This is a genomic window from Variovorax sp. OAS795 (assembly GCF_040546685.1).
Lineage (GTDB): Bacteria > Pseudomonadota > Gammaproteobacteria > Burkholderiales > Burkholderiaceae_C > Variovorax.
This window is the reverse complement of the sequence record NZ_JBEPOH010000001.1, coordinates 3,978,640-3,995,848: the sequence shown is the minus strand read 5'-3', so window position 1 is coordinate 3,995,848 and position 17,209 is coordinate 3,978,640. Positions and strand designations below refer to the sequence as shown.

General features: G+C 70.6%; 16 protein-coding genes. 5 read left to right on the top strand and 11 right to left on the bottom strand.

Annotated features, from left to right (window positions below; genetic code table 11):
- Positions 1–114 precede the first annotated feature (114 nt).
- Complete coding sequence (locus ABID97_RS19345; protein ID WP_354400071.1) at positions 115–3,192, bottom strand: helix-turn-helix transcriptional regulator; 3,078 nt, start codon at positions 3,190–3,192, stop codon at positions 115–117.
- Here ABID97_RS19345 and ABID97_RS19340 point away from each other — a divergent pair.
- From ABID97_RS19340 to ABID97_RS19325, 4 genes are read left to right on the top strand one after another with little or no spacing between them, the layout of a single operon-like run.
- A complete protein-coding gene (locus tag ABID97_RS19340; RefSeq protein WP_354401817.1) occupies positions 3,191–4,123 on the top strand; it encodes a DUF3348 domain-containing protein in 933 nt (310 codons plus the stop codon). The genes ABID97_RS19345 and ABID97_RS19340 overlap by 2 nt on opposite strands.
- On the top strand, positions 4,120–6,210 hold the full coding sequence (locus ABID97_RS19335) for a DUF802 domain-containing protein (protein ID WP_354400070.1): 2,091 nt from the start codon (positions 4,120–4,122) through the stop codon (positions 6,208–6,210). Before ABID97_RS19340 ends, ABID97_RS19335 begins: the two co-directional genes overlap by 4 nt.
- A complete protein-coding gene (locus ABID97_RS19330) occupies positions 6,210–6,869 on the top strand; it encodes an OmpA family protein (RefSeq protein WP_354401815.1) in 660 nt (219 codons plus the stop codon). Before ABID97_RS19335 ends, ABID97_RS19330 begins: the two co-directional genes overlap by 1 nt.
- Positions 6,870–6,873: 4 nt before the next feature.
- On the top strand, positions 6,874–7,491 hold the full coding sequence (locus ABID97_RS19325) for a DUF2894 domain-containing protein (protein WP_354400069.1): 618 nt from the start codon (positions 6,874–6,876) through the stop codon (positions 7,489–7,491).
- 9 nt (positions 7,492–7,500) lie between these two features.
- On the opposite strand, the gene ABID97_RS19320 is transcribed toward ABID97_RS19325, so the two are convergent.
- The 5 genes from ABID97_RS19320 to ABID97_RS19300 are packed head-to-tail and all read right to left on the bottom strand — an operon-like array spanning position 7,501 to position 10,732.
- Positions 7,501–7,812, bottom strand: a complete 312-nt coding sequence (locus tag ABID97_RS19320) for a chaperone modulator CbpM (RefSeq protein ID WP_354400068.1) — start codon at positions 7,810–7,812, stop codon at positions 7,501–7,503.
- A gap of 2 nt (positions 7,813–7,814) precedes the next feature.
- On the bottom strand, positions 7,815–8,777 hold the full coding sequence (locus tag ABID97_RS19315; RefSeq protein ID WP_354400067.1) for a DnaJ C-terminal domain-containing protein: 963 nt from the start codon (positions 8,775–8,777) through the stop codon (positions 7,815–7,817).
- A 47-nt stretch (positions 8,778–8,824) separates the two neighbouring features.
- Positions 8,825–9,466, bottom strand: coding sequence for a histidine phosphatase family protein (locus ABID97_RS19310; protein WP_354400065.1), 642 nt, complete (start codon positions 9,464–9,466; stop codon positions 8,825–8,827).
- A 16-nt stretch (positions 9,467–9,482) separates the two neighbouring features.
- On the bottom strand, positions 9,483–10,055 hold the full coding sequence (locus ABID97_RS19305; RefSeq protein WP_354400064.1) for a glutathione S-transferase family protein: 573 nt from the start codon (positions 10,053–10,055) through the stop codon (positions 9,483–9,485).
- Between the two features lie 38 nt (positions 10,056–10,093).
- Positions 10,094–10,732, bottom strand: a complete 639-nt coding sequence (locus tag ABID97_RS19300) for a CDP-alcohol phosphatidyltransferase family protein (RefSeq protein WP_354400063.1) — start codon at positions 10,730–10,732, stop codon at positions 10,094–10,096.
- Positions 10,733–10,987: 255 nt separating this feature from the next.
- Here ABID97_RS19300 and bla point away from each other — a divergent pair, with 255 nt between their 5' ends.
- On the top strand, positions 10,988–11,881 hold the full coding sequence (bla, locus tag ABID97_RS19295) for a class A beta-lactamase (RefSeq protein ID WP_354400062.1): 894 nt from the start codon (positions 10,988–10,990) through the stop codon (positions 11,879–11,881).
- A 19-nt stretch (positions 11,882–11,900) separates the two neighbouring features.
- Here bla and ABID97_RS19290 read toward each other — a convergent pair whose 3' ends face one another.
- The 5 genes from ABID97_RS19290 to ABID97_RS19270 form a co-directional block, all read right to left on the bottom strand.
- Entirely contained in the window at positions 11,901–13,202 is a 1,302-nt protein-coding gene (locus tag ABID97_RS19290) for a UDP-N-acetylglucosamine 1-carboxyvinyltransferase (protein WP_354400060.1), read from the bottom strand.
- Between the two features lie 95 nt (positions 13,203–13,297).
- Complete coding sequence (locus ABID97_RS19285; protein WP_354400059.1) at positions 13,298–13,738, bottom strand: helix-turn-helix domain-containing protein; 441 nt, start codon at positions 13,736–13,738, stop codon at positions 13,298–13,300.
- An 80-nt stretch (positions 13,739–13,818) separates the two neighbouring features.
- A complete protein-coding gene (gene trhA, locus ABID97_RS19280; protein WP_354400058.1) occupies positions 13,819–14,439 on the bottom strand; it encodes a PAQR family membrane homeostasis protein TrhA in 621 nt (206 codons plus the stop codon).
- An 88-nt stretch (positions 14,440–14,527) separates the two neighbouring features.
- Positions 14,528–15,940: a GTPase/DUF3482 domain-containing protein gene (locus ABID97_RS19275; protein ID WP_354400057.1), complete on the bottom strand. Its 1,413-nt coding sequence runs from the start codon at positions 15,938–15,940 to the stop codon at positions 14,528–14,530.
- Complete coding sequence (locus tag ABID97_RS19270; RefSeq protein WP_354400056.1) at positions 15,937–16,803, bottom strand: DUF2868 domain-containing protein; 867 nt, start codon at positions 16,801–16,803, stop codon at positions 15,937–15,939. Before ABID97_RS19270 ends, ABID97_RS19275 begins: the two co-directional genes overlap by 4 nt.
- Positions 16,804–17,209 lie beyond the last annotated feature (406 nt).

Below are 17,209 nucleotides of genomic sequence, written 5' to 3'. Positions count from 1 at the left end.
TCCTTCTGGTTGCCAGCCCGGCGGCGCCGGACCTGGAACAGACCATAGGACGGTCCCCCCGGCCGCGCATCGCCCGAATTGACCATTCGGCCGCCCGCAGCCGGTGGCTAATGGCTAGTGGCCCGGCAAGCCTTCGGCGCCCACGCGGTGGCGGTGCGCCCACGCGGCGGCTTCGGTGCGGCTGCGGCAATCGGTCTTCGAAAGGATGTGGCGCACATGGTGCGCGACGGTGTGCGGGCTGATGAACAGGCGCTCGGCGATGGCCTGGTTGGTGTGGCCCGAGCTGATCAGCCGCAGCACGTCGAGCTCGCGCCGGCTCAGGCCCTCGGGTGCCGCGCAAGAGGCCGTGGCGGCGCCTTCGAGTTCGCGCAGCAGCGCCTCCGAGCGGCGCGCGAGGCCGGCCATGCCGAGTTCGCGGGCCAGCGCGAGCGCCGCATCGAGCTGCACCCTCGCGGCGGCCGCGTCGCCGCCGGGCCGCGCCAGCCACCGCGCCCATTCGAAGCGGCTGTGCGCGAGCCAGGGCCGGCCGCCGCCTTGCCCGTCGAGCGCGGCCGCGGCCGCGAAGTGGGCCGCGGCGCTCTCATCGTCGCCCACCAGCGCGGCCAGCATGCCGCGGTAGCGGTCCACGGCGCCGAAGCAGGCGATGTTGGTCCCCGTGACCACGTTGCGCCCCGCGTAGGGCGCAAGCATGCGGTAGAGCGTCGCCGCGCGCGGCGCGTCGCCAAGGCGTGCGCAGACCTCGGCGGCAAAGACGGCGTTGGTGAGCCACATGCCGTCGCGTGCAATGCTCGCGAAGCCGTCGACCGCCAGCGCTTCGTAGGCTTCACGCGCGGGCTCCTGCAGTTCGAGTTCGGCGCAGATCAACGCGAGCCCGGGTTGCCACAGGCTGCTGCGCGGCACGCTGCCGACCAGCCCGCGCAGCACCGGCAGTACCTCGCCCAGGCGCCCCTGCTGGCGCCTGAGCACGAAGATCTGCAGGCTGTAGGCGCCCTGTGCATTGCCCGAGAGAAAGCGCTGCCCGATCGTGAAGGTCTCGCCGGCCAGCCGTTCGGAGTCCGCGAAGCGGCCTTCGTAGGCGGCAAGCAGGGTGAGGCTGGCCAGGCCCATGGCCTGCATGAAAGGCTGGCGGATCGCGTCGGCCACGCGTGCGTGGACCTGCGCGAGCGAGCGCGCCGCCTCCAGGGCGCCTTTCTCGACCAGGTCGCCGAAGTACCAGCCGCTCAGCGCGTCGACCCATTCGACATGGCCCGCGTGCTCGGCCACCTCGAAGGCCTCGCGCGCGCAGCGCAGGCGCTCGTCGAGCTGCTCGGGGTAGCCGCGCGCGGGCAGGATGGCGGCCAGCGCCTTGAAAAGCGGATGTGGCATCGCCAGCTCGCGCGCCAGTGCCACGGCGCGGTGCTGCGCCGCATTGGCCTCGTCCTGCCGGCCGCAGAAGATGCAGGCGCGGCACAGCGCAGCCAGCAGGTCGACACGCAGGGCGGCATCGAAGCGGCCGGCGCTCGCCAGCGCTTCGTCGAGCAGGGCGGCCGCCTGTTCGCCCGGCCCGCTGATGCGCCAGCCGTTGTTCTCGAAGCCGAGCGCCGCCTGCGCGAACAGCGCAGGGTCGCCGAGCGCGCGCGCCAGCGCGGCGGCCTCCAGGAACGTGGCGGCCGCGGCATCGTTCTCGCCGGCATGCGTCTGCACGGCGCCCAGCGCCAGCAGCAGGGCGCCATGCCGCGCGCGCTCCGCCGGCAGCCAGCGCTCCTGCAGCTGCAGGGCGAGCCGGTAGCAGCGCAGGGCTTCCTCGTACGCCATCACCGCGACTGCCTGGGCCGCGGCGCGCTGCGCGATGTCCAGCGCGCGCGCCGGGCTGCCCACGGGCAATGCCGCGGCCGCGTGGTAGGCCAGCTGTGCCAGCACAGCGTCGGACTCGGCGGCGTGGCGCGCCTCGAGCGACCCGGCAATGCGCCCGTGCAGCGCCACGCGCGTCCCGGCGGGCAGCTCGTCGTACAGCACCTCGCGGATCAGCACGTGGCTGAACTGGTACTGCGGCCCCGGCGGCAGGACTTCGATGATCCGGTGCGACAGGGCCTCGTCGAGCCGGCCCAGCAGCTCGGCCTCGCTGCCCGCCCCCGCCAGCTCGGCCAACAGCGGGAGGTCGAAGCCGCGGCCGATGCAGGCGGCAATCGCGAGCAGCGCGCAGCACGGCGCCGAGAGCCGGTTGAGCCGCCGGCCGATCACCGCGCGGATGCCGCTGGGCACGGTTTCGACCAGCGCCGCGGCGGCCTGCGGATCGTTGCCGTGGGGACCCTGGAGCACGAAGCGCAGCGTCTCGACCAGGTACAGCGGATTGCCCTCGGTGCGGCGGTGCATGGTTGCAATCACCGCCTGCGGCGGCGTCACGGCGCTCGCCGCGGCGACCATCCGTTCGGTTTCCTCCAGGCTCAGGCCCTCCAGCGGAAGACGGCAGAACTGCCGCGTGTTCAGCAGGTCGGCCAGCGTTGCGGCCAAGGGGTGCTGGCGCGACAGGTCCGCCTCGCGGTAGGAGCCGAGCAGCAGGATCCGGCTCTCGCCGAGCTCTTGCGCGATGAAGGCCAGGAGCCGAAGCGACGACGCGTCGGCCCAATGCAGGTTGTCCAGGATCAACAGCAGCGGGCGCACGGCCGCCACCTGGCGCCAGAAATGCGCCACCGCGGCAAACAGGCGAAAGCGCGCCTGGTCGCCTTCGCCGATGGCCGGCACCGTCGTGCCGGGCGGCAGGCGGTTGGCGAGCTCGGGTGCGATCTCGACCGCCGCCGCGGCGTCGCGCCCGAGCAGCGCGGGCAGCCGCTCGTCGCGGCAGGCTCGCAGGCAGGCCTGCATCGCGCGCGTCCACGGCAGGAACGGCGGCGCGCCGGGTTCCTCGAGGCAGCGGCCCCACAGGGCCAGCATCCCGCGCCGCACGGCCAGCGTGGCCGCCTCCTGCGCCAGCCGGGTCTTGCCGATGCCGGCCTCGCCACTCAGCATGACCACGCGGCCACGCCCGGCCAGCGCGCCGCCGAGCGCATCGTGCACCAGCTGCAGCTCGCCCCGGCGGCCGACGAAGGGCTCGGTCGCACCCGCCACCAGCGCCGGGCCTGCCGCAGGGGCGGCGCCACAGGCCGGACAGGGCGCCTCCGCGTGCAGGCAAATACGCCCGCAGCGAAGACAAGCGATCCGTTCCAGCGTGGCCATGCCGCTCCTTGTGCTTTGCCGGCCAGGGGCCGGTTGGGGCGAGTCTGCGCGCGGCGAGCGCCGAGAGGACTTAGGAATTACGCCACGCCCTGCACGCAGCCCGGGCCGGTCGGCGGCCGATGGCCTGAAAACGCCCGGTTACCGCCTGCCGCGTTACCGGAAGTTTCACCCGGCCCGGCGCATCTGGCGGGGCCTGTCGGCAGAGGTGGGCGGTGTAGACTGCCAGGTTTTGCGTTCTGGCGGTATGGCGCACGTTTCTCAGCGCACAGTTTTCAACGGTTCGGCGCTCGTTCGCCTGCTTTCCCGACTGGCCGACACCGGCGTTCGCGAACCCGCACAAGCCACTTCGGATCGATTGAGCCATTGGTTCGGCTGGACCGATGCCATTTCGCTGTCCGCGGCGCTGGACGGTGCTGCGTCGGTGCCGTCGTCGCGCCTGCGCACGGCGGCCGGTTCCGAAGAACGGGAATGCGCCGGTGCGCGGACCGCGCTGGCCAACGCCATTGCGGAAGACGGCGCGGTGGCGGCGGCAACCGATTTCGCGCCGCTGCGCCGCCGCTACCTCGCGCTGCAGCAGGCCATGGAAGCCGGCATCGGCCCCTTGCGTGGGCGCTTGCGTGCGACGCTCGCGGCCAGGTCACCGGCCATGGCAAGGCTGGCCGCGGTGGACGTGGTGATGGAACAGGTATTGGCTGCGCGCGAGCACAGCCTTCTGGCCGGCGTGCCCGCATTGCTCGAAAAACATTTCAACCGCTTGCGCGGGAACGGCGCGTCGACCACAGCCGAACCCGCCGGCGAACCCCATGCCGGCGAGTGGCTGCTCGTGTTCCGCAAGGACATGAAGAACCTGCTGCTCGCCGAACTCGATCTCCGATTCCAGCCGATCGAAGGGCTGCTCGAAGCCCTTCGCAAGGCAACCAGAGTGCCATGAACAGATTTCTCCACTACGCAGTTTTTGCCGCCGGCCTCGCCGTCGTGTGCTGGGTCGGCGCGGGCTACGCGGGTTCGCATCCGCTGGCGCTCGCCGTCACGATGATCGTCGGCGCGTTCTACCTCATGGGCGCGCTGGAGCTGCACCGCTTCCAGCAGGCCACGGCCACGTTGAGCCGCGCCGTGGACGGCCTGTCCGCCGCCCCGGCCGACCTTGGCGCGTGGCTGGCCCAGCTGCATCCGTCGCTGCGCAACGCAGTGCGCCTGCGCATCGAAGGCGAGCGTGTCGGCTTGCCCGGCCCTGCGCTCACGCCCTACCTGGCCGGATTGCTGGTGCTGCTGGGCATGCTGGGCACTTTCCTCGGCATGGTGGTCACGCTCAACGGCACCGGGTTGGCGCTGGAAACCGCCACCGACCTGCCAGCCATCCGGGCCTCGCTGTCGGCCCCGGTCAAGGGCCTGGGGCTCGCGTTCGGCACCTCGGTGGCCGGCGTTGCGGCCTCGGCCATGCTGGGCCTGGCCTCGGCCCTGTGCCGGCGCGAGCGGCTGCAGGCCGGGCAGATGCTCGACAGCAAGATCGCCACCGACTTGCGCGTGTATTCCGAGACCCATCGGCGCGAGGCGTCGTTCCAGTTGCTCGCGCAGCAGGCGCAATTGATGCCCCGGCTGGTCGACCAGCTGCAGGCGATGATGGGCGCGATGGAGCGCCAGGCCGAGGCCTTGAACGAGCGGCTCGCCGCGGGGCAGGCGCACTTCCACACGCAGGCCGAGACCGTGTACGCGGGCCTGGCTTCGTCCGTCGACCGGTCGCTGAAGCACAGCCTCACCGAAAGCGCCCGCCTTGCCGGCGCGACGATCCAGCCCGTGGTCGAAGCCACCATGGCCGGCATCGCACGCGAGACGGCGTCGTTGCACGACACCGTCTCGCGCACCGTGCAGCAGCAACTCGACGGGCTCTCGAGCCGCTTCGAGGCGGCGACGACACAGGTTGCCGGCACCTGGACGGCCGCGCTCGCCGCACATGAGCGCACCTCCGACACGCTGGCCACGGATCTGCGCGCGTCGCACGAGCGCTTTGCCGAGACCTTCGAGCAGCGTTCGGCCACGCTGGTCGAAGCCGTGTCGGCCCGCCTCGAAAGCACGGTGGGCAGCGTGTCGGACACCTGGGGCGGCGCGCTCGCGCAGCACCAGCGCGTGAGCGAAAAACTGTCGGAAGAAACGCACCAGTCTTTTGCCGCGGCGGCGGCCGGTTTCGAGCAGCACGCGGCATCGCTGCTGCGCACCGTGGACCAGGCGCACACCGATCTGCAGGCGCAGATCGCGTCGCGCGATGCGCAGCGCCTCACGGCGTGGACAGAAGCACTCGCGGCCATGGCGACCTCCCTGCAACAAGAGTGGCAGCAGGCCGGTGCGCACACGGCGGACCGGCAGCAGCAACTCTTCGAGACGCTGGCCCAGACCGCCCGCGACATGTCGGCCCAGGCCGAGGCTCATGCGAAAGGCACGGTGGCCGAGATCGCGCAGCTGCTGCAGGCCGCGTCCGAGGCGCCGCGCGTCGCGGCCGAGGTGGTGGCCGAACTGCGCCAGAAGCTGTCGGACAGCATGGCGCGCGACAACGCGATGCTCGAAGAGCGCAGCCGCATCATGGAAACGCTGGGCACGCTGCTCGACGCCGTGAACCACGCCTCCACCGAGCAGCGCGCGGCGGTCGATGCACTGGTCGGCGCATCGGCCGATGTGCTGGAGCGGGTCGGCAACCGCTTCACCGGCAAGGTCGAGGCGGAAACCGAAAAGATGGCCGGCGTGGCGGCGCAGATCACCGGCAGCGCCGTCGAAGTGGCGAGCCTCGGCGAGGCCTTCGGCCTGGCGGTGCAGCTGTTCAGCGAATCGAACGACAAGCTGGTGGCGCATCTGCAGCGCGTCGAAGGCGCGCTCGGCAAGTCGATCGCGCGCAGCGACGAGCAGCTGGCCTACTACGTGGCGCAGGCCAGGGAGGTCATCGATCTCAGCATCATGTCGCAGAAGCAGATCGTCGAAGACCTGCAGCAGATCGCCGGCCGGCAGCAGGCCATGGCAAGCGAAGCATGATGCGCGACGACCTCGACGCCGGCCTGGAGCCGAGCGTGCCGGTATGGGCGGTCTTCGGCGATTTGATGTCGGGCCTGGTCGGCGCCTTCGTGCTGATCCTGGTGGGCGCACTCGGCATGCAGCTGGACCTTGCGGCCAAGCTGCAGGCCGAAGTGCAGCAGCGGCAGGCCGAAACGCAGCGCCGCGAAGCGCTCGAGAAAGCGCTGGCAGGGCCGCTCGCGGCCGGCAGGGTCACGCTCGTCAACGGGCGCATCGGCATCAGCGGCAGCGTGCTCTTTGCCTTCAACTCGGCCGATCTGCAGCCCGAGGGGCGGCAGGTGCTCAAGAGCCTGGCCGCGCCCGTGGGCGCGTACCTTCGCGCGCGCGACGAGGTGCTGATGGTGAGCGGCTTCACCGACGACCGGCAGATGCGCCAGACGAAGGAAGGCAGCCGGCCCTTTGCCGACAACTGGGAACTCTCGGCCCAGCGCGCCCTGACCGTGACCCGCGCCCTGATCGAAGAAGGCATTCCCTCGTCCTCGGTGTTTGCCGCGGCCTTCGGCTCCGAGCAGGCCGTGGCGTCCAATGCCGACGCCGAAGGGCGGGCGAAGAACCGCCGCGTCGAGATGGCGCCGACGCCGAGGCAGCAGTCCGCCGCCGCCGCGAAGGCCCGTGAGTAGCGGCATGGACGAACCCGTGGCCACGCTCGATGCCTGGCGCGCGCGCGGCGCGCATCGGGTGGACCCGGTGCGCTTTCGACTCCTCGAGGCGATGGTCCGGCGCGCAGCCGGGCATGAGGGCGATGCGCGTCGCATCCTCGACCAGAAAGTGGCGGGGCTGCTCGCGGCGTATCGCGAGAAACTGGACGAGGCCCAACGCACTGTCGACGGCACGAAGCGGGAGGCCCCGGCAGTTCGGGGACCGCTCGCGCAACTCGTCGAGCACATCGCCCGGCAGTCGCCGCTGCAAGCCGAAGGACCTGGTGCAACCGATGCCGCGGCCGGGCCCGAGCTGAAGACGCTGCGCTACTTCAAGAGCACCTGGTCTCGGCTCAGTGCCGAGCGCCGCATCGCGCAGTCCCTGGCGAAGGTGCCGGAGAACGCCGGTCCGCTCAATTCGCATCACCTGGTGCATCGCTCGCTGATGCTGATGCACGAGCTTTCGCCCGACTATCTGAACCGGTTCATGTCGTACGTCGACACGTTGCTGTGGGTCGACCAGTTGATTGGCAGCAGCAATGCGCCGGCCGCGGCGCCGCGGGCAGAAGGCCAGAAGAAGGCCTCGCGCGGCAAGGCCGGCTGAGGCCCGCCCTCAGCGCAATCCGTGCGCGCGGATCACCGATTTCAGCCGCCGCACCTCGTGCTGCAGATCGAGAATCAACGCAGCCGCGTCCAAGCCCACGCCGAAGTCGCGCTCGAGCCGGCGCGCTTCGAGCGCGCATTGCAGGTCGGCGCTGGAAAACTGCCAGCGCTCGGGCGGCGCCTCGGCGATGGCGGCCTGCACGATGCCGACCTCGACAAGTTGCACCACCCATTGCGTGTCGGCGCCGCAGGCATGGGCCAGTTCGCTCGCGGCCAGCGGCTGCGATGCGCTGATCGCTGTTGTGACGGTAACGGTCGCCATGCTCACACTCCCAGATGCTGGCGTGGGTTGAACGAAGCCGATGCCTGCGCGAGCTGCTCGTAGGCCTTGCGCGTTGCGTCGGCGGTGGCGGGGGGCAGGGCGATCTCGAGCAGCAGGTACAGGTCGCCGGGCTGCTTGCCGCCGAGCCCGCGGCCCTTGAGCCGGAGCTTGAGTCCGTTGCGCGCGTTGGGCGGCACGGTCACCTCGACCGCGCCGCCGGTGGGCACGGGCACTTTCACCTGCGCGCCGAGCGCGGCCTCGGTCGGCGTGACGGGAAGCGTCATGTAGATGTCGCGCTCTTCCACGCGGTAGTGCCTGTGCGGCGCAATGCGCACCTCCAGGTACAGGTCGCCGGCCGGTTCACCGCCGTGGCCGGGCATGCCTTGCCCGGCAAGCCGGATGAACTGCCCCGGATGCATGCCGGGCGGAATCTTGACGCCCAGCGTGCGCGTCTTGAACGCGGGCCGGCCCTGGGCGTCGGGCTCCTGCGAGCGCAGCGTGATCTCGCGCTCGGCGCCGTTGAGCGCATCTTCCAGCGATATCTCGATGGCCGCGTGATGGTCCTCGCCGCGCGCGCGGTAGTTGCGCCTGGCCGCACCACGCCGTTCGGCCTCGCCGAAGAGCGACGAGAAGAAGTCGCTGAAGTCCGCGTGGTCGGCCGGGCCCTGGTTCGGCCCGCGGTGGAACTCGAAGCCGGTGTCCCAGTCCGGTGGCGGCTGGAAATCGCCCCCGGGGCGGCCGCCGCGCGCCACGCGGTCGGCCAGCGCGTCGTAGGCCGCGCGCTTTTCCTTGTCGCGCAGCACGTCGTTGGCTTCGTTGATGTCGCGCATGCGCTTCTCGGCGTCGGGCTCCTTGCTGACGTCGGGGTGGTACTTGCGCGCAAGCTTGCGGTAGGCCTTGCGCACCTCGTCGTCGGACGCGGTGCGCTCGATGCCCAGGGCGCTGTAGTAGTCCTTGAATTCCATGGCGGTCTGTGTGGAGTGAACGCCGAACAGTGCGCGCCCGGTCTCGTTCAGGCCAGGGCTGAATCGCCGTCGGCATGCCGCAGCAGCGGCGTTACGGTCCATGTGGGGCCGCTGCGCGAAAAACGCAATGGCTGCGCATTGCCGAGCAGGTCCAGGTCGATGGGCACCCCGATCAGCGCGGCGAGCGCGTAGAGCGTGCCGCCGTGTGCCACCACCAGCACCGGCGCGGGCTGCGCCAGTGCCGCATCGAGCGCCAGGCGCTTGCGCGCCACGAACTGCGCGAGGGTTTCGCCGCCTTCCGGTTCGCAGGCCCAATCGATGTTGGCCGACGAAGTGCCGATGAGCGCGCCGAAATTGCGTTCGCGCAGGGCCGCCTGCGGCGTGGGTGCCAGCCGGAGCACGGTGGCCACGGCATGCGCCGTGTCGTGCGCGCGCCGCGCGTCGCTGCAGACGATGGTACGGATCGGTTCACCGGCGAGCAGTTGGGCGGCGCGCGCGGCCTGCTGCAGCCCGAGCTCGCTCAGCGGCTCGTCCACCGCCTGGAAGATGCGCTGCGCATTGCGGCCGGTCTGGCCATGGCGCAGGAAGTAGAAGTGATCGCAGGCCGGCGCCAGCGGCTGTTCGGCGGCGGTGCGAACAAGTTGGTCGAGGCCGGCGGTCGCGCCGTGCGGGAAAGGTGCTTGTGACATGGAAAAGGAATGTGCGTCAGCCGAACTTCATGGCCTTGGGCCGTGCCTGCAGCCGGTCGACGTAGGCTTCGATCCTTGGCCGGTGGGTGCGGCCGCCGAAGGCGCGGTGCCAGATGAACATGGCGCCGATCATCACGTCGGCCGCAGTGAACCTGCCGAAGAGATACGGGCCATCGCCCAGTTCGCGCTCGACCGCATCCTTGGCCTGCTCGAAATTGGTCCAGCCGCGCGCGCTGTTGTTGCTGTGCAGGCCCAGCAGGCTGTCGCCCATGGCGGGCTCGAGCTGCGCGGTCGAATAGACCATCAGCGACAGGTAGCGCCCGCGGTCTGGCGAGCCCACGCCCGGCGCCAGCCGGGCCTGCGGAAACTTCTCGGCCACGTACATGCAGATGGCCGCGTTCTCGAACACGCGGGTGCGCCCGTCCACCAGCGCCGGCAGCTTGCCCGCGGGATTGATCCTCAGGTAGTCGGGCTTCTTGTGCGCTTTTTCGCGGATGAGCGTGGGCACGATCTCGTAGTCCGCGCCGGCTTCGTCGAGCATCCACTTGGCGACCTGTGCGCGGCTGTGCGGATCGAAATACAACTTCATGTGGCGTTCTCCTTTCGAGGGGTCGGCACGTGGCCGGATCAGAACTTGGGAATGCGCAATGTCTTGCTGATCATCAGCGTGCCCGACAGCGCAAAGAGCAGCGCGAGCGGATGCAGCTGCCAGGGGCCGAGCACCCATGCGCCGCCCCACACCGCGTCGCCGATGCGGCCCTGCCAGGCGGCGAAAGCCAGCACGCCGACCAGCACCACGCTCGTGGGTATGGGCGTGCCTTCGAAGTACTTCACCTTGTCGGCGCCCGCGGACAGCGCCTCGGCCGTGACGTTGTAGCGCGCGAGCCGGCTCACGCCGCAGCAGACGAAATAGATCAGCAGCAGGCAGTCCCAGCCGCCGTCCAGGCCCGCGGCAAAGGCCAGCGCGGCGGGCGCCACGCCGAAGGAAATCACGTCGGCCAGCGAGTCGAGCTCGCGCCCGAGGGCCGAATGCGTCTGGCGCCATCGCGCGATGCGGCCGTCGAACACGTCGAACACGAAGGCTGCGGGTGCGAGCGCCGCGGCCCAGAAGAAGTGGGCGAGCGAATGGCTCGCCATGAAGGCCATGGCAAGGAACACCGCACCCACGCCGCACGCCGCGTTGCCGAGCGTGAATGCGTCGGCCAGGTGAAAGCCGCGGATCATCGAGAAATGCCTGCGGGCCGGTGCGGGAGTGGGGGTGGTCATGGGGTGCTTCGGAGTCGGCGAATGCCCCGCACCTTAACGCAAGCGCGCACGCTTGCCTGTAGTCGCCATCCGACTCCGTGAGGTGCGCGCGGGCTGCGCTCCATGCGCAGGGTGCCGGCATCGATCCGGGGTTCGAGGCTGCGCCTTGGGTTACACCGGATACAGGCGAGACGCCCCTGCACTGGCTGGCGCTGGAGCCCGGGCGACGGCGCCCCTAGGATCGCTTTCGTTCCATCCACTCCGTCCGCAAACCAGATGACAGCTTTCACCCACCGCCGCACTTTCCTGCTTGCCGCCTCCGCGCTGCCGCTGGCCAGTGCCTGCACCGCATGGTCCGCGAAAGCACAGCTGGCTGCATCCGCCGGGGCAGAGCTCGCGGCGCTCGAACGCGCCGTGGGCGGCCGGCTCGGCGTGTACGCACTCGACACCGGCAACGGCGCACGCGTGCAGCATCGCGCCACCGAGCGCTTTCCGCTGTGCAGCACCTTCAAGGCCATGCTGGCCGCGGCCATTCTCGAACGCAGCACCCGCGAAAGCGGCCTGCTCGAGCGGCGCGTGAGCTACGGCCGGAGCGACATCCTGCCCAACTCGCCCATCACCGAAAAGCACCTGGGCCAGGGCATGAGCGTCTCGGCCCTGTGCGCAGCCACCCTCCAGTACAGCGACAACGCCGCCGCCAACCTGCTGATGAAGATGCTCGGCGGGCCCTCCGCCGTGACCGCATTCGCGCGCACCATCGGCGACCAGGCCTTCAGGCTCGACCGCTGGGAGACCGAGCTCAACAGCGCCATCCCGGGCGATCCGCGCGACACCACCACGCCCGAAGCCATGGCCGCGAGCCTGCAGCGGCTGGTGCTGGGCGATGGACTCGGCGCGGCGCAGCGCGACCAGTTCGCGGCCTGGCTGCTGGGCAACACCACGGGCGCCACGCGCATCCGTGCCGGCGTGCCGGCCGACTGGAAGGTGGGCGACAAGACCGGCGCGGGGTCTTACGGCACCGTGAACGACGCGGGCGTGCTGTGGCCGCCGACAGGCGCACCGCTGGTGCTGGCGGTCTACCTGACGTTTCCAGCGCGAAAGGATGCGGAGGGCCGCAACGACGTCATCGCATCGGCGGCGCGCATCGCGGTGAACGCGCTGCGGGCCTGAGGGCAACTGAGCGCGGCGCCTATTCCTCGCTCGTCCACTCCACCTGCGCGCCCAGGCTGCGGAGGTTCTCGGCAAAGCGGGGGTGGGCGCGGCGGATCGGCGTCGCGTTGCGGATCTCCGAGCGGCCCTCGATGCTGGCCGCCACCATGAAGAGCGCAATCGCCACGCGGATGATGTAGGGGCTCTCGACCACGGCCGGCGTGAGCGGACTGCCGCCGAAGCTGATGAGCCGGTGCGGATCGGACGAGAACACGTGGGCGCCGAACTTCGAGAGTTCGCCGGTCCACCCCAGCGCGCCGTCGTAGACCTTGTTCCAGAACATGGCATTGCCCTCGGCACGAACGCCCAGTGCAATGAAGATGGGCAGCAGGTCGACCGGAAAGTAGGGCCAGGGCGCAGCCTCCACCTTGGTGAGCACGTTGCTGGTGAATGGCGACTGCACCTTCAGCGAGCCCGCGCAGCTGGCGCGCGACCAGCCGTCTTCATGCGCGATGGTGACGCCGAACTTGGCGAAGGTGCGGTCGATCAGCGGAAAGTTCCCGGGGGCGCTGTTGCGCACCACCACGTCGCCGCCGGTGATGGCGCCCAGCGCGAGGAAGGTGGTGATCTCGTGAAAGTCCTCGTCGAAGCGGAACTCCCCGCCGCGCAGCATGCCGCCGCCATGCACCGTGAGCCGCGACGTGCCGATGCCTTCGATGCGCACGCCCAGCATGGCCATGAAGCGGCAGAACTCCTGCACGTGCGGCTCGGAGGCCGCATTGGTGAGCGTGGAGGTGCCGCCTGCTGCCGCGGCGCACAGCACGAAGTTCTCGGTCGTGGTGACGGACGCGTAGTCGAGCCAGTGTTCGGTGGGAGTCAGCGGTCCGTTGCACCGCACCAGCAGCGAGCCGCTGGCGCGTTCGACCTGGCCCCCGAAGCGGCGGAACACGTCGACGTGCGGATCGATCTCGCGCACGCCCAGGGTGCAGCCCTTGACGTTGTCCTCGAGCCGCGCGATGCCGAAGCGCGCGAGCAGCGGGGGCACCAGCATGATCGACGAGCGCATTTCCTCGGGCAGGCGGTCGCGCGTGGCATCGAAAGCGGTTTCGCGGTGGTGCAGGTCCAGCGTGCCGGTGGCATGGTCCATGTGCGCCTCGCTGCCCAGGCTGCGGAAGATGTCGAGGATCTTTCGCACGTCGGTGATGTCGGGCACGCCATGCAGCCGCAGCGGCTCGTTGGTGAGCAGCGTGGCGCACAGCACGGGCAGCACGGCGTTCTTGTTGGCGGAGGGGGTGATGCGGCCGCGAAGGGGCGTGCCGCCGTGCACGATGAGGTTGGACATGGAAGTTGCGGGACCAGGAGCGCGCCGGACTGCGATGGGATGAATGCCCGAACTTTACCCGGCCAGGTGGGCGCCCGCGTGCGGCCTGCCGTGCACTAATCCGCGTTCAGCTGCTCGGCCACTTCACGCAGCCGCAGGCCGCGCACGGATGCCAGGCCTTCGAGCTGCGCCTTGCGCGGCCGGGCCTTGCCCTGTTCCCATTTGTAGATCGTCTGGCCGGTCACGCCCACCAGCTTGCCGTAGGCCGCCGCCGAGAGGCCGAGCTTCTCGCGGTGCGAAGCCAGCCGGCTGGCACTGAAGCGACGGGCCGGTCCCGAGTCGCCCGACTCGTCGGCATCGGCCGCCTCCGGAACGCGTGCAGATGTTCGAGTGGCACGCCGCAATTCCTTCTCCAGTTTCTCGACCTGTCGGCGCAGGGCGGCGATCGAGGCACGATGGTGCGTGGATGCTTTTTTCAGCGTCTCGATCTCTGTGCGCACCTCCTTGCGGGCGACACGGGAAATCTCGGCTTTGAGGATGGAGGCGATATTTGGCATGGGCGCATTTTGCACATCTTGCGTGGTGCCGGGCTCCGCAGGTAGCAAAAAGTGCTAGTCCAAAGGCTTCGGCAACCGTCTCAGAGCACGAAGCAGCCGACCGCCACGCCATGGCTCGCGGTGCCCGCCAGCACGAAGAGGTGCCAGGTGCCGTGCGCATGGCGCAAGCCCCACCGGTTGCTGTAGAACACCGTGCCCACGGTATAGAGCACGCCGCCTGCCAGCAGCCAGGCCAGCCCGCCGCTCGCGAGGCGCGCAGCCAGCGGCACGGCCGCCGCCACGCCGAGCCACCCCATGCCGATGTAGAGCGCCAGCGGCGGCTTCGATGCGGCGCCGCCGCGCTGCAGCAATTCGCGGCCGATGCCGAAGAGCGCGGCGCTCCAGACCGCGGCCAGCAGCAGCCAGCCCCAGGGGCCGCGCAGCGTGACCAGCGCGAACGGCGTGTAGGTCCCCGCGATGAGCAGGTAGATGGCGCAGTGGTCGGCCCGCTCCCAGAAGCGCTTGCGGCGGCCGCGCGTGCTGTGGAACAGCGTGGACGCCGCATACAGCGCCACGGCTGAAAGCGAGAAGACCAGCGCGCCGGCAATCCGCGCCGGATCGCCCGTGGGCACGGTCCTGGCGAGCAGCAGCACCGTCGCGACCAGCGCGAGCACCAGGCCCAGCAGGTGCGTGTAGCCATTGAGCCGTTCGCCGGGATACATCGCTTCGGGGTGCAGTCTGGGTGGTGGAGGCAAAGGCCAGCGGATGCTAGGTTGGCCTTGTGACGGCGCGGTGACCGCCAGGACGCGCTCAGGCCTCGAACGCGCCCTGCAGCGTGCGCGCGATGTCGGCCGCGAGCGCATCGCGCTGCGGCGCCGGACGCCAGAAGCTGCGCATCGACCCGCCCGCCGATTCCCATTCCGGATGGCTGCGCGCGGGCCGCGCGGCGCGCACGGCGGCGGCCGTAGCGCGGGTCGGTGCGTCCTGCGTGGCACTCGTCTCCGCCGCGATGCGTCCGGTGGCCGCATGGCCGCGCCGCTCCAGTGCGCGCGTGAGCTTCAGGTGCCAGGCCACCAGTGCGAAGAGCACGCCGTCTTCCACGGTGAGCTCGTGCACGTTGCGCAGCCTGTTCGCCAGCTTGCGGCCCAACGGCCCCCAGCCTTGCGAGACGGCGCCGCCGATGGCACCGCCCACCGCGGCCCCGGTGCCCAGCGAAATGCCGGCCACCGCGAGGTCCGCCACCACGCCCACCGCCGCGCCGATGACCGCGCCCTTGCCCAGGCGCAGGCCTGCGTCCTTCATCGCTTCGGGGCTGAAGAAGTCGAGCGTCCAGCGCCCTTCGATGAGCGGCAACGGCGCCTCGCCGGCATCGTCGGGGCGAAAGCCATAGAGCGCGAGCAGGTCGTCGGTGCAGCGTTGCGCCTTGTCGAACACTTCTTTCTGCAACGCAGCGATGAAGGCCTTGCGGCGCGCCGCATCGGCGAACGCCTCGGCCGGCATGCTGCGGCGCAAGGCGGCGGCGTCGATCAGCAGCCCGGCGATGCGCGTGCAGGCCGCGCGGCGGCGTTCGGCCGCCTCGGCGGTCAATGCATCTACCACGCCGCGCAGCAACTCGCGCCGGTCGCGCAGCAGGGTGGCGAGGTCGTTGTACAGGTCGCGCTCCGCCCCCACGAACGGCGCTGCGGCATCGAAGCGCACCTGGACGTGCAGGCCGTAGGCCGACAGCAGCTCTTTCCAGGCCGGCTCGCGGCTTGCGGCGTCGCGCACGAAGTTCAGCACCGCCATCACGGGCCGGGCGCAAGCGTTGAGCAGCTCGATCTCGTCGCGAAACTTGGGCAGCACCGGCTCGCGCACGTCGATGACGAGAAAGGCCGCATCGATCTCGAGCATGGTGCGCAGCACCTTGGCCTCCTGCTCGAACACGCCGTGGGCTTCAGGGCCCTGCAGGAACAGCCGGATTCGCTCGGGCGGCGTGGCCTGCGGATCGAGGCCCGCGAGATGCTCGCGAAGCGCCACCGCGTCTTCGAGGCCGGGCGTGTCGAAGAAGCGCACCGCGGGCTGGCCGTTCACTTCGAGATCGGCCGATTCCACATGGCGCGTGGTGCCGGGCCGCTCGGAAACTTCGCCGAAGCTGGCGCGCCGTGTCAGCGTGCGCAGCAGCGAGGTCTTGCCCGCATTGGTGTGGCCGACCACGGCAATGCGGATGGCTTGCGCTGTCGTCATGGCTGGGTTCCCTGGCCCTGTAGCGCGTCTTCGCGTTTGTGCACGGCGGTCACGCGCGGCAGGCCGGTGCCCTGCAGCCACTCGATCCACCGCTGCGGGGCGCCTGCGTCGGCGGTATCCCTGGCCGCATCGGTGAGCCAGAGGCGGCATGCGCCGCAATGGGCCAGCAGGTCGCGCAGGAAGCGTTCGGTGCCGCGGTCGGGACTCGATGCGGCATGGCAGATGAGCAGCACGGAGCGCGGACGCGCCTGTGCCAACCGGTCGAGCAGGGCGCGGCGCGCCGGGGCGCTGCCGTCGATCCGCTGGATCTCGGTGGCCGCATCGGCATGCAGGCCTTCGGGTGGCCAGGGCGCATCCGCGGGCAGCTCGAAGCCGACCACGAAAAGCATGTCGCTGAGCTGCGAAGGCGCAAGCCCGCCTGGCGCCACGCCCGGTGCCCGGCCCGGGTCGGCATCGACGATGGTGGGGGGCGCGAGCACGGCGAAGCGCGCCTTCAGCTTGCTGTAGTAGGGCGCGTTCCAGTCGGGCTGAAGCGCAGCCCGGCGCCGGTGCCACACCATCGCGCTCAGCAGCACGAGCGCGAGCCGCGGCAGCAGTCCGTACACGACGATGCACCCGGTGAGCCACAGCGCCCAGGTGCGCTGGCCCGCGGCGTCGCGGGCGGCCGAGCGCACGGTGTCCGCATCGGGAACCGGAAAGCCCAATTGCGCCGGCGCCCAGCCCAGCATCTGCACGGCGCGCACGAAGAAGTCCGGATCGAGGATCGTCGTTTCCCAGCTCAGCGTGTAGCTGCGAAAAGCCAGCGCGAACAGCAGCGCGGCCAGCACCACCGCGAAAGACAGCGACCAGATGCCGTGGCTCACGAGCCCGAAGGCCCAGGGCAGCAGCCGGGCGCGCGTGAGAAAGCCCGGTGGCGGCGCGCACCAGCACCGGGGCCTGGCCGCGCTTGCCGCCGGCCACGCGCGCGGTCAGCGACAGCCAGATCCAGCCGAGCGAACTCGCATTGAACGAACCCAGCGGCAGCCACAGCCCCGCGAGCCAGAGCAGCAGCGTGAGCAGGTGGATGCCCAGCAGGCTCACGAGCGCGACGATCACGTTGATGTGCCGGTCGCCCCCGCCGGCCACGTTGCCAGCAAGCCCCAGGCCCGCAACGACGACCAGCGCGACCAGGCCGAGCAGCACCCACGGCCCCCATTGGCGCGCGCGGGACAGTTCTGCTTGCAGCCCGACGCGCTCGCCCAGTTCGAGCGCGCGCACCGTGATGCGTGC

Bases quoted from the DNA above. Each gene is read 5' to 3' on its own strand.
- ABID97_RS19340 (WP_354401817.1), top strand. From the start codon at position 3,191: ATGCCGCTCCTTGTGCTTTGCCGGCCAGGGGCCGGTTGGGGCGAGTCT.
- ABID97_RS19325 (WP_354400069.1), top strand. From the start codon at position 6,874: ATGGACGAACCCGTGGCCACGCTCGATGCCTGGCGCGCGCGCGGCGCG.
- ABID97_RS19290 (WP_354400060.1), bottom strand. From the start codon at position 13,202: ATGTCCAACCTCATCGTGCACGGCGGCACGCCCCTTCGCGGCCGCATC.
- ABID97_RS19345 (WP_354400071.1), bottom strand. From the start codon at position 3,192: ATGGCCACGCTGGAACGGATCGCTTGTCTTCGCTGCGGGCGTATTTGC.
- ABID97_RS19330 (WP_354401815.1), top strand. From the start codon at position 6,210: ATGCGCGACGACCTCGACGCCGGCCTGGAGCCGAGCGTGCCGGTATGG.
- ABID97_RS19320 (WP_354400068.1), bottom strand. From the start codon at position 7,812: ATGGCGACCGTTACCGTCACAACAGCGATCAGCGCATCGCAGCCGCTG.
- bla (WP_354400062.1), top strand. From the start codon at position 10,988: ATGACAGCTTTCACCCACCGCCGCACTTTCCTGCTTGCCGCCTCCGCG.
- ABID97_RS19300 (WP_354400063.1), bottom strand. From the start codon at position 10,732: ATGACCACCCCCACTCCCGCACCGGCCCGCAGGCATTTCTCGATGATC.
- trhA (WP_354400058.1), bottom strand. From the start codon at position 14,439: ATGTATCCCGGCGAACGGCTCAATGGCTACACGCACCTGCTGGGCCTG.
- ABID97_RS19310 (WP_354400065.1), bottom strand. From the start codon at position 9,466: ATGTCACAAGCACCTTTCCCGCACGGCGCGACCGCCGGCCTCGACCAA.
- ABID97_RS19335 (WP_354400070.1), top strand. From the start codon at position 4,120: ATGAACAGATTTCTCCACTACGCAGTTTTTGCCGCCGGCCTCGCCGTC.
- ABID97_RS19305 (WP_354400064.1), bottom strand. From the start codon at position 10,055: ATGAAGTTGTATTTCGATCCGCACAGCCGCGCACAGGTCGCCAAGTGG.
- ABID97_RS19315 (WP_354400067.1), bottom strand. From the start codon at position 8,777: ATGGAATTCAAGGACTACTACAGCGCCCTGGGCATCGAGCGCACCGCG.
- ABID97_RS19285 (WP_354400059.1), bottom strand. From the start codon at position 13,738: ATGCCAAATATCGCCTCCATCCTCAAAGCCGAGATTTCCCGTGTCGCC.
- ABID97_RS19275 (WP_354400057.1), bottom strand. From the start codon at position 15,940: ATGACGACAGCGCAAGCCATCCGCATTGCCGTGGTCGGCCACACCAAT.